Source organism: Variovorax sp. P4_B11 (assembly GCF_056402355.1).
The window spans coordinates 66,315-80,896 of the sequence record NZ_JBFUHO010000035.1 but is presented as its reverse complement, the minus strand read 5'-3'; the positions used below and the strand labels follow the sequence as shown (position 1 = coordinate 80,896).

12 protein-coding genes and 1 pseudogene are annotated in these 14,582 nt (G+C 68.2%); 7 read left to right on the top strand and 6 right to left on the bottom strand.

Annotated features, from left to right (window positions below; genetic code table 11):
* The 7 genes and pseudogenes from AC1DYD_RS26405 to AC1DYD_RS26375 all read left to right on the top strand — a co-directional run.
* Window positions 1-197: pseudogene (locus AC1DYD_RS26405) on the top strand (hydroxymethylbilane synthase); the annotation flags it as partial.
* Window positions 198-216: 19 nt separating this feature from the next.
* Window positions 217-975, top strand: coding sequence for a uroporphyrinogen-III synthase (locus AC1DYD_RS26400; RefSeq protein ID WP_478175724.1), 759 nt, complete (start codon window positions 217-219; stop codon window positions 973-975).
* Window positions 972-2,051 carry a uroporphyrinogen-III C-methyltransferase gene (locus tag AC1DYD_RS26395; RefSeq protein ID WP_478175723.1) on the top strand — a complete coding sequence of 360 codons (1,080 nt, stop codon included), beginning with the start codon at window positions 972-974 and terminating at the stop codon, window positions 2,049-2,051. The genes AC1DYD_RS26400 and AC1DYD_RS26395 overlap by 4 nt, the downstream gene beginning before the upstream one ends.
* 14 nt (window positions 2,052-2,065) lie before the next feature.
* Entirely contained in the window at window positions 2,066-3,349 is a 1,284-nt protein-coding gene (locus AC1DYD_RS26390) for a heme biosynthesis HemY N-terminal domain-containing protein (protein ID WP_478175722.1), read from the top strand.
* A 236-nt stretch (window positions 3,350-3,585) separates the two neighbouring features.
* The gene (locus tag AC1DYD_RS26385) at window positions 3,586-4,740 is read left to right on the top strand and encodes a polysaccharide biosynthesis/export family protein (RefSeq protein WP_478175721.1); all 1,155 of its coding nucleotides are present in this window, start codon (window positions 3,586-3,588) and stop codon (window positions 4,738-4,740) included.
* Between the two features lie 11 nt (window positions 4,741-4,751).
* A complete protein-coding gene (locus AC1DYD_RS26380; RefSeq protein ID WP_478175720.1) occupies window positions 4,752-5,198 on the top strand; it encodes a low molecular weight protein-tyrosine-phosphatase in 447 nt (148 codons plus the stop codon).
* The gene (locus AC1DYD_RS26375) at window positions 5,195-7,447 is read left to right on the top strand and encodes a polysaccharide biosynthesis tyrosine autokinase (protein ID WP_478175719.1); all 2,253 of its coding nucleotides are present in this window, start codon (window positions 5,195-5,197) and stop codon (window positions 7,445-7,447) included. The genes AC1DYD_RS26380 and AC1DYD_RS26375 overlap by 4 nt, the downstream gene beginning before the upstream one ends.
* Window positions 7,448-7,569: 122 nt before the next feature.
* Here AC1DYD_RS26375 and AC1DYD_RS26370 read toward each other — a convergent pair whose 3' ends face one another.
* The 6 genes from AC1DYD_RS26370 to fcl form a co-directional block, all read right to left on the bottom strand.
* A complete protein-coding gene (locus AC1DYD_RS26370) occupies window positions 7,570-8,793 on the bottom strand; it encodes a WcaI family glycosyltransferase (protein ID WP_478175718.1) in 1,224 nt (407 codons plus the stop codon).
* Window positions 8,790-10,010, bottom strand: coding sequence for a glycosyltransferase (locus AC1DYD_RS26365; protein ID WP_478175717.1), 1,221 nt, complete (start codon window positions 10,008-10,010; stop codon window positions 8,790-8,792). Before AC1DYD_RS26365 ends, AC1DYD_RS26370 begins: the two co-directional genes overlap by 4 nt.
* Window positions 10,007-11,350 (bottom strand): hypothetical protein, encoded by a 1,344-nt coding sequence (locus AC1DYD_RS26360; RefSeq protein ID WP_478175716.1) that lies wholly within the window; start codon window positions 11,348-11,350, stop codon window positions 10,007-10,009. The genes AC1DYD_RS26365 and AC1DYD_RS26360 overlap by 4 nt, the downstream gene beginning before the upstream one ends.
* Complete coding sequence (locus tag AC1DYD_RS26355) at window positions 11,347-12,423, bottom strand: glycosyltransferase family 4 protein (RefSeq protein ID WP_478175715.1); 1,077 nt, start codon at window positions 12,421-12,423, stop codon at window positions 11,347-11,349. The genes AC1DYD_RS26360 and AC1DYD_RS26355 overlap by 4 nt, the downstream gene beginning before the upstream one ends.
* 101 nt (window positions 12,424-12,524) lie before the next feature.
* Window positions 12,525-13,571: a hypothetical protein gene (locus tag AC1DYD_RS26350; protein ID WP_478175714.1), complete on the bottom strand. Its 1,047-nt coding sequence runs from the start codon at window positions 13,569-13,571 to the stop codon at window positions 12,525-12,527.
* Window positions 13,572-13,597: 26 nt separating this feature from the next.
* On the bottom strand, window positions 13,598-14,563 hold the full coding sequence (fcl, locus tag AC1DYD_RS26345) for a GDP-L-fucose synthase (RefSeq protein WP_478175713.1): 966 nt from the start codon (window positions 14,561-14,563) through the stop codon (window positions 13,598-13,600).
* Window positions 14,564-14,582: the final 19 nt, after the last annotated feature.

Sequence of the window (14,582 nt, the reverse complement as noted above, 5' to 3'; positions counted from 1 at the left end):
CCATGGGCGGCAGCTGCTCGATGCCGCTCGCCGCGCACGCGCGCTGGCAGCCCGATGGCCGCCTGCGCATCGATGCCGCCCTCGGCGATCCCGAAGGCCTGGCGCCGCTGCAGCGGGCACAGCTGGTGGCCGAGGCCGGCGATGCGGCCCAGGCCGCGGCGCTGGGCGAAGCGGCGGCGCGGCTGCTGCAGGAATGAGACGGCGTCCGGCTTGTCCATGCTGCTGATCACACGACCGGCCAGGGAGGCCGCGCGATGGGTGGACGATCTGCGCGCGGCGGGCCTGGACGCGGTGGCGCTGCCCTTGATCGCCATCGAGCCGCTCGACGACCCGGCGCCGCTGCAGGCCGCTTGGCAGCGTCTGTCCGACTATGACGCGCTGATGTTCGTCAGCGCCGCGGCCGCCGAGCATTTCTTCTGCGGGATCGATGTCCGCCTTCCTTCGACGCTGCGATTCTGGGCGACCGGTCCCGGCACCACGCGGGGGCTGCGCGAGGCCGGCGTGCCGGCGTCGGCGATCGACGCGCCGCCCGCCGATGCGCCGCAGTTCGATTCCGAGACCCTGTGGCGCCTCGTGGCGCCGCAGGTGCGTCCGGGTTTCCGGCTCCTGATCGTCCGGGGCGGCGATGCCGCGGGGCAGGCCGCGGGTCGCGACTGGCTGGCCCGCGAGATCACGGCCGCCGGCGGCCGCTGCGATGCGGTGGCGGCCTACCGTCGATTGCCGCCGTCCTTCGGCGAGGCCGAGCGGCGGCTGGCGGCGGAGGGCGCCAGCGGTGCCGCGACCTGGCTGTTCAGCAGTTCGGAGGCGATTGCCAACCTGTGCCGGCTGCTGCCCACCGTCGGCTGGCAGTCGGCGCGCGCGCTCGCCACCCACGAACGCATCGCCGAGGCCGCCCGCGCCGCCGGATTCGGCCGGGTGCACGTCTCGCGGCCTTCGCTGCCCGAACTGGTCGCGTCGATAGAATCCCTGGCATGAGCGACGCGCCCGTCTTCAACGAGTCCCTGCCGGATCCCGCGTTGCGCGCACCGGTTTCGGCTCCCTTGCCGGCCGCTCATGCGGCCGCGGCAGCGCTGCTCTCGCGGCTCGCTTTCGGCCTGCTCGGCATCGTCGCCGTGGTCGCGCTGCTGATGGCGCTGGCACTCTGGCAGAAGGTCAGCGGCATGCAGGAGCAGTTGGCGCGCCAGAGCGCCGATGCCCTGGCACAGGCGATGGAAGCCCGCACCCTGGCGCGACAGGCGCAGGAAGTGGTGCGGGACACGGCGGCCCGGCTGGCGCTGGCCGAAACGCGGGTCGGCGAGGTGGCGCTGCAACGCTCCCAGCTCGAGGAACTGATGCAGAGCCTCTCGCGCTCGCGCGACGAGAATCTGGTGATCGACATCGAGGCCGCCGTGCGGCTGACCCTGCAACAGGCCCAGGTCACGGGCAACGTGCAGCCGCTGCTGGCCGCGCTGAAGGCCGGCGACCTGCGCATCACGCGCGCCGCGCAACCCCGCCTGGCGCCGCTGCAGCGCGCCATGCAGCACGATGCGGACCGCCTTCGCAGCAGTGCCAGCGCCGACAACACCGATGCCCTGCAGAAGCTCGACGAACTCATGCGCACGGTGGATGACTTGCCGGCGCTCAACGCGGTGGCGATGCGCGGCGGCGGGCTCGACGCCCGGCAGGCCGAGCCGCTGCCGGCCGACGCGCCCTGGTGGCAGCGCTTCCTGGTGATGGTGCGCAACGAGGCGCGCTCGCTTTTGCGGGTCGGGCGCATCGAGCGGCCCGAGGCGGTGCTGCTGACGCCCGAGCAGACCTTCTTCCTGCGCGAGAACCTCAAGCTGAAGCTGCTCAACGCCCGGCTGGCCCTGCTGTCCCGGCAAGTCGACACGGCCCGCGGCGAGATGGCCGCCGTCTCGGTGTCGATCAACCGCTATTTCGACCCGGCATCGCGCCGGGTCCAGGCCGCAGCCACGCTGGTGCAGCAGGTGCAGGCGCAGATCCGCACCAGCGAGCCGCTGCGTGTCGACGAGACGCTGGCCGCGCTCGCCACCGCGGCCGCGGGCCGCTAGGCAGGCCCGAAGCCATGCGCGCCGTCCTCTGGTTCCTCGCCCTGTTCGGCATCGCCGCCGCGGTGGCGCTGTTCGCGGGCAACAACCAGGGCACGATCACCGTCTTCTGGCCACCCTGGCGGGTCGACCTGTCGCTCAACCTCGTGCTGCTGCTCCTGTTCGCCGTGTTCGTGTTGTTGCACCTGGCGCTGCGGGGCTTCTCGGCGTTGTTCTCGCTGCCCAGGCAGGCGCGCCAATGGCGGTTGCAGCAAAAGGAGCGCGCGCTGCATTCGGCGCTGCTCGACGCCGCCGCGCAATTGCTGTCCGGCCGATTCTCGCGGGCGCGCAAGGCGGCGCAATCGGCACTGGTGCAGGAGCGGCGGCTGGCCGCGCTCGATGCCCGGCTGCCGCAGGCGCTCCAGGTGCGCGTGCTGGCGCACTTGCTGGCCGCCGAGAGCGCGCAGTCGCTGCAGGATCGCCCGGCGCGCGATGCGCACCTTCAACAGGCACTCAACGAGAGTGCCGAGCGTGGCGCAATGGTCGCGCCGGAAACCCGAGAGGGCGTGCAACTGCGTGCCGCCCGCTGGGCGCTCGACGACCGCGATGCGCCGGCCACCCTGGCGCGGCTCGCGGAACTGCCGCAGGGCGCGCAACGCCGCACCCTGGCGCTGCGCCTGCGGCTGAAAGCCGCGCGCCAGGACCGGCGCACCCTCGAGGCGCTCGAGACCGCGCGGCTGCTGGCCAAGCACCGGGCTTTTTCCGATGCCGCTGCGCAGAGCATCGTGCGCGGACTGGCCACCGAATTGCTGTCGGGGGCCCACGATCCGGCCCAGCTGCTGCGCGCCTGGGGCGAGTTCGACCCCTCGGAGCGCGAGATGCCCGAGGTCGCGATCCACGCGGCCCAGCGCATGGTCGCGCTGCGCGGCGACCTCGCGCTGGCGCGCGCCTGGCTGCTGCCGGTCTGGGAGCGCATGGTCGCGCATCCGCAGAGCCTGGGCGAATCCCTGCGCGTGAAACTGGTCCGGGCACTCGAGGCCGGCCTCGACTCGGTCGATGCCGACTGGCTGGCGCGCATCGAATCGGCGCAGCTCAACAACCCGCGCGATGCCAATCTGCAGTACCTGGCGGGCATGGCCTGCATGAAGCGGCAGCTATGGGGCAAGGCGCAACAGTTGCTCACACAGGCGGGATTGGGCTTGCAGGACACCAACCTACATCGCCGGGCCTGGCAGGCGCTGGCGCAATTGGCCGAAGCGCGCGATGACGCCGACCAGGCTTCGGCCGCCTGGAAGCGCGCGGCACAAACCGAAAGCCTCTGACGCCGCCTTGCTCCAAGCGGGTTGGATGCTATTGAATTCGTAGCATTCCGATAAGGACCGCTTGGTCGACCCCGATTCCAAAGGCGAGGGAATCGTGATATTTCGGCAGCTGCCGGGAATATTTCCTCTACCAGAAGTCATAAGCCAAGAAAGGGTTTGAGTCGCCCCTTGACCTGATGTACAGTCGTAACTGTTTGCAAAAGTATTCATTTCAGGGTCACGATGCGGAGCTGCACTTGAAGCATTTTTTACTACATGCCGCGCTGCTGGTTTCGGTGGGCTTGCTGGTTCAAGGCTGCGCGCCCTTGGCGCCGGGCTTCCGTTCGGCGAGCAACGATGCCGCGCAGGCCGTCTCTCCATCCGGCTTCTCGACCGCCGAGATCGATCCGCCGCCGGCCGGTGCGCTGACCGAGATCACGCCGACGCTGATTGCGGCGCAGCGGGCGGCGACCCGCCAGACCAAGCTCAGCCCCGAGGTGACGGCCTTGCTGGGCCAGACCGAGCCCTACCGGATCGGTCCTGGCGATGTGCTGGGCATCACGGTGTTCGACCATCCCGAGATGGTGTTCAGCGTCGTCCCCCCGACCACCGTGGCCGACCCGGCCAGCGTCTCGCCCGCACCCGGCTACATTGTCTCGAGCACCGGGCAGTTGAGTTTCCCGTATGTCGGGTCGCTGAAGGTGGCGGGCATGACCATCCAGGAGATGGAGGGGGCGGTGGTGAAGCGCCTGGCGCGCGTCTTCAGGGACCCGCAGATCAGCGTTCGGGTCGAGGCCTTCCGCAGCAAGCGTGCCTACATGGACGGCGAAGTCCGGACGCCCGGACTGGTCCTCTTCACCGACATTCCGATGACCCTCGCGGAAGCGATCAACCGCGCCGGCGGCTTGACTCCGAACGGTGACCGTTCGGCGATCGACCTCACGCGCGAGGGCAAGACGGTCGTCATCGACCTGATGGCGATGGGCGATGCCGGGGTCAATCCGAGCCGCATTCCGCTGCACCCCGGCGACATGATCTACGTGCGCAACCGCGACGAGCGCAAGGTCACGGTGATGGGCGAGGTGACCCAGCAGACCGGGGTGTTGATGCGCAACGGGCGGCTGAGCCTGAACGATGCCCTGACCGAGGTGGGCGGCCTCAACCTGACGACCGCCAATCCGCTCCAGATCTACGTGATCCGCAACGAAGCCAAGGGCCAGGCGATCTTCCACCTCAACAGTCGCACGCCGACCGCGATCGCGATGGCGGACGGCTTCGCGCTGCGAGCCAAGGACGTGGTGTACGTCGACCCGGTGCCGCTGGTGCAGTGGAACCGCGTGCTCAATCTGATCCTGCCGACCGCCACCACGGCGACTTCGTACCGGGCTCTCGGCACTGCCACCGGCCAATAGTCGAACCGATCGTGACCATCCGGAACATTCTCGTTGTGTGTATCGGCAACATCTGCCGCAGCCCGATGGCCGAAGGCCTGATCGCGGCGGCGCTGCCCGACGCGCGGGTCGCATCGGCCGGACTCAGCGCCCTGGTGGGCGAGCCCGCGGACGCGATCGCCCGCGAACTGATGCGGGAGCGCGGCATTTCGATCGAGGACCACCGGGCGCGGCAGATCAGCCTCGATGCCTGCCAGCGCGCCGACCTGATCCTGGTGATGGACGCCGAGCAGCGGCGCGCAGTCGAGGAGCGCTATCTCTTTGCCTCGGGCAAGGTATTTCGTCTCTGCGAGTTCAGCGATCGGGATGTCCCGGATCCGTACCAGGCTGGGCGTGCAACTTTCGAACGGTCGCTGGCGCTCATCGAAGACGGTACCCAGCAATGGCTCCAACGCATTTCAAGAGTATCCAGTCGATGAATTCCTCTCTCACTCCCAAACCCAATCCAAGTTCGTTCGGTACGGCGGACGAGGAGGATTTCGACATCGGGCACTACCTCGAGGTGCTGGTGGCGAACAAGTGGCTGATCGCCTTCGTCGCCCTGGTCGTGTTCCTGGGCGGGGCCGCGTACGCGTTCCTCGAGCGTCCGGTCTACGAGTCGAACATGGTGGTCCAGGTCGAAGACCCGGAACCCGGCGGCAAGGGCATCCTCAGCGAAGCCGGCGGGCTGATCGACCTCAAGACACCCGCCAGCGCCGAAATGGAAATCATCCGCTCGCGGATGGTGCTGGGCAAGGCCGTGGACGCGATCAAGCTCTACATCGTGGCCGGCCCGAACTACATTCCCTACATCGGCGGTTGGCTGACGCGGCGGGCGACCGGCCTGTCAGAGCCGGGTTTCCTGGGCTTAGGCGGCTATGTCTCGGGCACCGAGCAGATCGCGGTGTCTCAATTCGAAGTGCCGGCGTCGATGGAAGGGTCGTTCTTCAAGGTGACTGCCAAGGGGGGCGGCCAGTACACGCTGAGTTCCCCGCGCCTGGCCCAGGCCTTGGTCGGTTCGGTCGGCACGCCGTTGAAGGCCGAGACCCCGGACGGGCCCATCGAACTGGTCGTGAGCAAGCTGGACGGCAAGCCGGGCGCCGAGTTCGACCTGCGGCGCTTCGCCAGGCTGCCGACCATCGTCTCGCTGCAATCGGGCCTGAGCCTGAGCGAGCGCGTCAAGGCCTCCGGGATCATCAATGTGGCGCTGCAGGATGTCGAGCCCTACCGTGCGGCCCAGGTGCTGAACGCCGTCGGCGCGCAGTATGTGCAGCAGAACATCGAGCGAAAGGCGGCCGAAGCGCAGAAGACGCTGGCCTTCCTCGACGTCCAGTTGCCGCAGTTCAAGCGCCAGATGGAGGCTGCGGAAGAAACCTACAACCGCTATCGCAACCAGAAGGGTACCGTGGCCTTCTCGGAGGAGGCGAACCTGATCCTCGCCCAGGCGGTCGACCGCCAGACCCGGCTGCTGGACGCCCAGCAACGCCGGCGTGAGCTCGAGGCGCGCTTCACTTCCAGTCATCCGATGGTGCAGACGCTGGACGCCCAGATCGCGGCGTTGAAGGCCGACATGGCCGGCATCCAGACGCGGATCAAGGGTCTGCCTGCGGTCCAGCAGGAGGCGGTGCGCATGGAGCGCGACGTCAAGGTCAACACCGAGCTCTATCAGTCGCTGCTCAACAGCTCGCTGCAGCTGCGGCTGGTGAAGGAGGGCAAGGTCGGCAACGTTCGCGTGCTCGACGAGGCGGTGGTGCCGCTGGCCCCGATCAAGCCGAACCGCACCGTCATCATGGCCGCAGCGCTTGCCTTGGGCCTGTTCCTCGGCGTCTGCGCCGCTTTCATCCGCAATGCGTTCATCGAGCAGCGCATCCGTGATCCGCACGAAGTCGAGGGCGATATCGGCCTGCCGGTGTTCTCGACCATTCCCATGAGCCCGGCGCAGCAGGCCATTGCCGCCCGGCGCCTGAGTGGAGCCACCGGTGTGCGGTTGCTGACGATCGAAAAGGCCGACGACCCCGCTGTCGAGAGCCTGCGCAGCCTGCGCACCGCGATGCAGTTCGCGATGCTGGAATCGCCCAACAACCGCGTGCTCATCACCGGGCCCACGCCGGGCGTCGGCAAGAGTTTCGTGGCCGCCAATTTCGCGGCGCTGATGGCCGCCGCCGGACGACGGACCCTGCTGATCGACGCCGACCTGCGGCGCGGCCACACGCACCAGTATTTCGGTCTGCAGCGTCATGGCGGCTTGTCCGAACTGATCGCCGGCAGCCTGACGGTGCAGCAGACCGTGCACCGGCAGGTGGTTCCCAGCCTGGACTTCCTGGCCACCGGCCAGCTGCCGCCGAATCCGGCCGAACTGCTGGTGTCGGACTCGTTCAAGACGAATCTGGAGCGCCTGTCCGAGCAATACGACCTGGTCGTGATCGATGCGCCGCCCGTGCTGGTGGCCGCTGATACGAGCACCATCGCGACGCACGTGGGCACCGTGCTGCTGGTGGCGCGCGCCGACCTGTCGACGATGGGCGAGCTCAAGGAAAGCACCCGGCGCCTTTCGATGGGCGGCAAGGCGGCCACGGGCGTGCTGCTCAACGGCATGAACGTCAGCCGCCGGGCCTATGCCGCCTACAAGTACGGCCGCTACCGCTACACCAACTACAACTACGAGAGCATCCTGCCCGAAGAACAGTAGCTCGCCCCCAGGTTGGGCTCACTGCGTGTAGCCCGCCCACCCCCTACCGGGGGCAACACCGGCGGACTGGCAAAGCCAGATCCGCGGTGTTTCACGAACAAGGCCGGGCTTCGCCGGCCTTTTCAGCTTTTGATGCAGGACTGCAGGTCGCGTTCGAACTGCTGGAGGACGGCGTCGCGGTCGAAGTGGGCTTCGGCGAAGGCGCGGGCGCGCAGGCCGAGTTCCGCGCGCAAAGCAGGTTGCGAGGCCAACCGGAGCACCGCGTCGGCGAAGGCGCGGGCATCGTCGGGTGGAACGGCCAGACCGCATTGGGCGACCACCTTGCCCAGTTGCGTCTCGGCCCTGGCGCCGGCGACGACGGGCCGGCCGCTGCTGAGCATGCCGGTGAGCTTGGAGGGCATCACCAGGTCGGCGGCGTCGGCACGCTGCGGCAGCAGGTGGATGTCGGCGAGGCCCAGCAGGTCGCCGAGACGCTCGACCGGCTGCAGGTCGAGGAAGCGCACGTTGGCGACTTTCTCGCAGCGCTGCATCAGGTCGGCGCGGCCGGCGCCATTGCCGCAGAACACGAACTCGAGACCGGGCTGATGCTGCAGCAGGCGGGCCAGCTCGGCCAGCAGCTCCAGGCCCTGCTTGGCGCCCATGTTGCCGGAATAGAGCGCCACGACGGCATCGGGCTCGATGCCCAGTTCCGCGCGATAGGGGCTCGCCGCCCGCAGCGGCTGCACGGCCGACACGTCGGCCCAGTTTGGCAGCGAGACCAGCCGCGCGTCCTCCGTGCCCTTGCCGCTCGCGCGCTCCATCATGCGCAGGGAGATCGTCGAGATGTGGTCGAAGCGGCGCATCAGGCCGCGTTCGACGGCGGAGACGAAGGCGCGTGCGCCGGCCCCCTTGAGCAGGCCCAGTTCGAAGGCCGCGTCCACCTCGTAGTCCTGGATGTGCAGCCACGCCTTCGCTGAGCGCAGCCGCGCAAAGGCCAGCGCCGCCGGCGTACAGAACAGCGGCGGTTCGGTCACCCACACCAGGTCGGGCTTCCAGCGCCATTGCGCGAGCAGGGCGGGAATACTCGACAGCGCGAAGCTGGCCAGGTGGACCAGCCTCTTCAGCCCCGTCACCTTGCGCGGCACCCACAGCGGCGCGCGGAAGATGGTGGCGCCGTGCCAGTCCTCGCGGGTGTAGCGCCAGCCGCTGTAGTCTGGCCAGACCGCCCAATCCGGGTAGTAGGGCGGTGCCGTCACCACCCGCACCTCATGCCCCCTGGCCGCGAGCCAGGCAACCATCTCGCCTGTGTATTTTCCGATGCCGGTCAGTTCCGGCGCGAAATTGATTCCGTAGACGAGAAGTTTCATTGACCCTCATGCAGCATTCCGGCGCCGCGGCGGCGTTCTTTCGACGATGCCGAGGCATCGAGCGCCGGTGCGTTGTCGCTGACGATCCGCAGCAGTGTTTCCGTCACCTCGCCGACCTGGAATCGCTGCCGGAACGAGCGCCGCGCGGCCACCCGCATGGCGGCCGCCTCCGCCGGTGCCAGTGCGAGCCAGCGCTGCAGGGTGTCGATCGTGCCGGCCAGCGTGTCGGCGGCCACGATGCCCGCACCGTCCTGCTCGATCTCGCGCCAGATGTTGACCTTGTCGCTGAGCAGGACCGGCTTGCCGCAGGCCAGGGCCTCCACCACGGCGATTCCGAAGTTCTCCTGGTGCGATGGCAGGCAGAACACATCGGCCGCGTGGAAGGCCCCCCATTTGAGGTCGCCCTGCAGCATCCCGGTCCAGGTGATACGCGCCGCGATGCCGAGCTCCACGGCGCGGCTCTTGAGCTGCCGCACCCGGTCCTCTTCGCCGGGGCCCGCCATCACCAGCTGCAGGTCTGGCGCATCGGCAGCGACACGGGCGAACGCATCGACCAGCAGGTCGCCGCCTTTCTTCTCGTGGATGCGTCCGAGATAGAGCAGCGCCCGTTTGCCCCGCAGCTCGGGAAAGCGGGCCAGGAAGGTTTCGGCCAGTGCCGCCGCGTCCGACGGCGGCTCGGAGGTGCCGTAGGAGCCGACCACTTCCCGGGCGCGGTAGAGCCAGAAGGATTGGCGGGCAAGAAGGCGTTCCTCCTCGCAGGTGAAGATCACGGCGGCCGCGTCGCGCAGCACGCGGTACTCGCCCCAGGGCCAGTACAGCCACTTCTTCAGGTGCTTGAGCGGATAGCGCCGCTTGAACCACGGATCGAGCATGCCGTGGGTGTAGACGAAATAGGGCGTGGTCGACGCATGCAGCGCGCGCCAGGCGGCGAAGCCGGTGTACTGCCACAGGCCGTTGACGATCACGGCGTCGTAGGCGGCGGCATGGTCGCGCAGCCAATCGACAGCCAGGGGGTTGTAGCGGTAGCTGGTGCGCGACGGCCCCAGTGCGTGAACCGGCGCCGGACAGTCGATCACGCAGGCCGACGACGGGTCGTCCAGGCACAGCAGTTCGCTGTCGTGGCCGAGTCCCACGAGCGCCTCATGGATGCGAAGCACGCCTTCTATCGGACCGCCGCCCCGGGGGTCGACCGAGGGGATCAGGTGGAGCAGTCTCACGTCGATGGCTTGCGAGAAGGGAAGAAATCGGTCGTCGGATGCCTGAAGACGAGCAGGCCGAAGGCCAGCGTGAGGCCCAGCAGGCCGTGCGCCGAAAGTTGGCCGATCGCCGGCCAGGTGAGCAACGCAAAGGACACGGTCAACCACATCAGGAGCGGATAGGGCGAACGCAGCCGGTAGGCCAGGCGCAGGCTCTGGCCGATGCAGACCACGATGACCACCACCTTGAGCGCCGTGAAGGCATAGCCGATCAGGCCGCCTTCCAGCAGGATCCGTCCGGCCTCGATTTCCGCGATCGTGAATGCCGGGCTTCCGGTGCGTACGTAGCCGGCCAGGTTGGAGCCCAGCCCGAGACCCTGGCCGAGCCAGGTGACGCTGTCGTAGACGTGGGATTCGCCGATGAAGTTCATCAGCAGCCGACCCTGGAAGTCCTCGGTGGCCGCGGCCTGCTCGAAGCGCTGGCTTGTGGTTTCGAGCGCGCCGCTGAACGCATAGAGCAGGACGGCAACGAGCATCAGGCCCAGCAAGACCGCCACCCCGGCGCGCGTGCGCGCCTTGCCTCGCGCCAGCCAGAGCCGGCCCAGGAAGTAGGCCAGCAGCATGGCGCCCGAGAAAACGACCGCGGCCCGCGAGCCGCTGACCACGCTGCCGGCCACGAAGCAGCCAAGGGCTGCCATCGCGAAAAGCGATTGCGCCTTCGTTCGCTTTCTCGCGCCGACGACGGCGAACACCAAGGGCGCCGCCATTGCCAGGAAAGTCGCGTAGCCGAGCGTGAAGCTGAAGGTGCCCGTGGTGCGGACAACGCCGGCGACCACCGTGAAGATGGCGCCTTCGTCTCCTTCCGTCTGCGCGTTGATGCGCGCCCCTGGCGGCGACAGGTACTGCAGCACCGCCAGGGGCGCCATCAGCACGAGGCACCACACGGCGACGAGCAACGCGGCCCGGTAGTCGGCCTCGTTCATCGACGAGGCTGCGGCGACCGCGAACCACGCATAGAGCAGCCAGAAGCGCAAGCCGATCAGCAGCACGGTCGGGGAGCTTTCTCCTCCGATGAGCTGCAGCAGGCCCCAGGCCACGACCAGGCAGGACCATGCGAGCAGCACCGCGGTGGCGACCGGTTGCCGACGGAAATGCCCCCGCGTCCACGCGGACATGATCAGATAGGCGACCAGCAGGTCGCGCGTCAGGATCAGCGGGAGCGTCGCGGACGACACGGCCCATTTGCGGATCGCGCCCTCGAGCACGACGATCAGCAGGACGGCGATGAAGACGTAGCCCGCCCGGCTCAGGGAAGCCCGGCGGACCTGGTCGAACGGCAAGGAGGCCGCAGCGCTGTTCATCGAACGAACTCCTCGAGCAGTTGGCCCGCCCGGTCTCGGTAGTTGGCCCACGAGAATGCCTGGCCGGAGCGCAGTGCCGCCGGCCGTGCGGCCCGCAGGAGTTCGGGATTCTCGATCAACCGGCGCACCGTGGCATGCAAGGAGTCTACGTCCGGTTCGACGATCCAGCCGCTGCCCGGATGGTTCTCGATCATGGCCTTGGCGCCGGTCTGGGTCGACACGATGGCCGGCGTACCGCAGGCCATCGCCTCGGCGACGACCATTCCGAACGAGTCCGAGCGGGAGGGGAGCAGGAGGCAGTCCGCCTGAGCCAGCACCGCATACAGCGCCTTCTGCGGCGCATTTGCGAGATGGCGGGCATTCGGCGTTGCCTCGACCGCGGCCAGCAATGCCGGGTCATCGACGCCGCCCATGAACTGCAATTCGTAGCGCAGGCCCTCGGCGTGGAGGCGGCCGAAGGCTTCGACGATCACGTCGACCGACTTGCGGTGGCACAGGGTGCCGGCAAAGACGAACCGGGGTGCGCCCCGGCTGGGTTGCCATGTCGGAATGTCCTGCGGAGGCTCGGCGCCGAGCAGCAAGGGACGCAGCTTGTCCGCCGCAACGCCGTTCGACACATAGCTTTCCGCCGCCAGCGGGGAGCAGGTGAGGATCAGGTCTGCCAGGCGGACCTCCTCATCCTTGCGGCGGTTGATCTCGGGCGTATAGGGGGTGTCGAAGCCGCCGAAGAGCTCCTTGGCCGCCTGATGGTGAAAGGCCGCGGCATCGAGCACGCAGCGCGCGCCGACCGACCTTGCCGCCTGGAAGGAGTGGTACGCCGCGTTCTCGTAGGCGACCACCACCTTGGGCCTGAGCTTGAGGATTTGCCGCGCTGCCCAGGCGTCGAACCAATGAAAGATGCGATGCGCGCCGTCGGAACCCGGGCCGCCCCAATGGATCGCCTGCGCGGCGCGCATGGCCAGCTGGAAGCGCGCCGGGTGGCGGCGCAAGGCGCGGGGAATGTCGACGGTGCGGACCTTCTGACGGTATCTTTCGGGCAGCCACCAGGGAGCCGGTTCGCCCTTCGCGGCCACGGGCACGCCCGACCAGAACGACTGCAGCAGCGATCGCTCGTAAAGGGCCAGGGCCAGCTGGTGCGAATGCTGCAGACCCGGATGGGTGACAAGCACCGGACTCATGATCGCAATCCAACGCCATGCATCGGTGGCTTGGCGACGGCCAGCGCCGTGTTTCGACGGGCTTGTGCCGTTTGTGTCGCCAGTTGCTGGAGCACCGCCTGGTGGGCCGACAGCCGATGCGGCTCGTACCAGTTCCTCGCTTCCTGTCCGACCCGGGCGGGATCGATGCCGGCGTCGTCAAGTGCCTCGAAACCGAACGCGAAGTTGCGCTTGGCCACGAGTCCGTCCCGGGTGCGGTCGGAGGGCGACAGCAGGATCGGGCAGAGGCCGTGCGCGCAATAGGCGGCGAAGACGCTGCTCTTCGCGACGTCTTCGGCCGGGTAGGCCAGCGCGCCATACCGGGCCTCGGCCATCCGGGCGCTCACCGCGTCGGCGGGCAGCTTGCCGTGGACCACGGCGCCGCTTGCCGCCAGGCGGGTCGACAGCGCGCTCTGGGGCGGGAATGCGGCGCCGATGTCCTGGATCTGTAGTCCCCTGCGCTCGGCATGGCGGAAAATTTCGCCGCCAGCCCATCGATAGACACTCGCCCGCACGCCGGGAGTGCCGAAGACGACGATCTCGTCCTTGCGCGGCGTCGCGATCGCATCCGGCTCGCCAACGGTCGAGAAGATCGGCAGCACCCGGTGCGGAACCTGCCTGGCCCGGCCGGCGAGCAGCCAGCGCGCCGAGTCTTCCCGGCTGGTGATCCAGAAATCCGCCATTGCCAGCAGGTCGCGCGCAACGAGCTTCTGGAGTCCGGTGAGCCAGAAGGCCGAACGCCACGGCGGGCCGACGGCGAACAGCTCATGAAAGACGATGCCGACGCTGTCGAAACGGGGCCGCATCTCGCGCACCGCGCGAACCAGCCACAGGGGCGCGCCGCGCTTTTGGTATCCGTAGCCACTGAGGTGCAGTAACAACAGACGCCCCCCGAAGCCGTCAATGCGGGTGGCCGGCGTCAGTTCGACCAGCGGGGCATCCAGCGCGCCGCTGACCAGTGAGGCGTAGTCCCTCACGCCGCCAAGGCCTGGCGGAACGATGGAAATGGAGGAAGAAGCGTTCATCCTTGAATCACGGCAAGGCAGCCGGATCAGGCCACCAGTGCTTCGCTGCAGAAGTCTTCGTAGGCGGTCGCGATGCCGTCGCGCAAGGCCACGTCCGGTTTCCAGCCGAGCTTGCGGATGCGCGAAATGTCCAGCAGCTTGCGCGGCGTGCCGTCGGGCTTGCTGGTGTCGTAGTGGATACGGCCCTGGTAGCCGACCACTTCGCTCACCATTTGCGCCAGTTCGGCGATCGACAGGTCCTCGCCGGTGCCGACGTTGATGTGGCTCGCCATGACGTCGGTGTGGGCCGCGTAGGTTTCGCGCGGCAGGTCCATCACGTGGACGCAGGCCCGTGCCATGTCGTCGACATACAGAAACTCCCGCTTCGGCGTGCCGGTGCCCCAGATCACGACGGTCGGCGCATCGCTGGCCTTCGCCTCGTGGAAGCGCCGGATCATCGCCGGCAGCACGTGGCTGTTTTCGGGATGGTAGTTGTCGCCCGGTCCGTAGAGGTTGGTCGGCATCACGCTGCGGAAATCGCAGCCGTACTGGCGGTTATAGCTCTCGCAGAGCTTGATGCCGGCGATCTTGGCGATCGCGTAGGGCTCGTTGGTCGGCTCCAGCTTGCCCGTGAGGAGGGCGTCCTCCGGCATCGGCTGCTGCGCGAGCCGCGGATAGATGCAGCTCGAGCCCAGGAACAGCAGCTTGGCGACGCCGGTGCGCCACGACTCGTGGATCAGGTTGGCCTCGACCATCAGGTTCGAATAGATGAATTCGGCCGGATAGCTGTTGTTGGCGTGGATGCCGCCCACTTTCGCGGCCGCGACGTAGACCTCCTGCGGCTTCTCTTCGGCAAAAAAGGCGCGCACCTGCGCCTGGTCCGTGAGGTCGAACTCGGCATGGCTCCTCGTGAGGATCGCGGCATAGCCCCGCTGCTCCAGGCAGCGCACGATGGCACTGCCGACCATGCCGCGGTGACCTGCGACGAAGATTCGCTTTTGCAATTCGTTCATTGACATATCGCCTGGGGTC

Excerpts from the sequence above, each read along its gene's own strand:
- AC1DYD_RS26400 (WP_478175724.1), top strand. The coding sequence starts at position 217 with ATGCTGCTGATCACACGACCGGCCAGGGAGGCCGCGCGATGGGTGGAC.
- AC1DYD_RS26395 (WP_478175723.1), top strand. The coding sequence starts at position 972 with ATGAGCGACGCGCCCGTCTTCAACGAGTCCCTGCCGGATCCCGCGTTG.
- AC1DYD_RS26390 (WP_478175722.1), top strand. The coding sequence starts at position 2,066 with ATGCGCGCCGTCCTCTGGTTCCTCGCCCTGTTCGGCATCGCCGCCGCG.
- AC1DYD_RS26375 (WP_478175719.1), top strand. The coding sequence starts at position 5,195 with ATGAATTCCTCTCTCACTCCCAAACCCAATCCAAGTTCGTTCGGTACG.
- AC1DYD_RS26370 (WP_478175718.1), bottom strand. The coding sequence starts at position 8,793 with ATGAAACTTCTCGTCTACGGAATCAATTTCGCGCCGGAACTGACCGGC.
- AC1DYD_RS26360 (WP_478175716.1), bottom strand. The coding sequence starts at position 11,350 with ATGAACAGCGCTGCGGCCTCCTTGCCGTTCGACCAGGTCCGCCGGGCT.
- AC1DYD_RS26350 (WP_478175714.1), bottom strand. The coding sequence starts at position 13,571 with ATGAACGCTTCTTCCTCCATTTCCATCGTTCCGCCAGGCCTTGGCGGC.
- fcl (WP_478175713.1), bottom strand. The coding sequence starts at position 14,563 with ATGAACGAATTGCAAAAGCGAATCTTCGTCGCAGGTCACCGCGGCATG.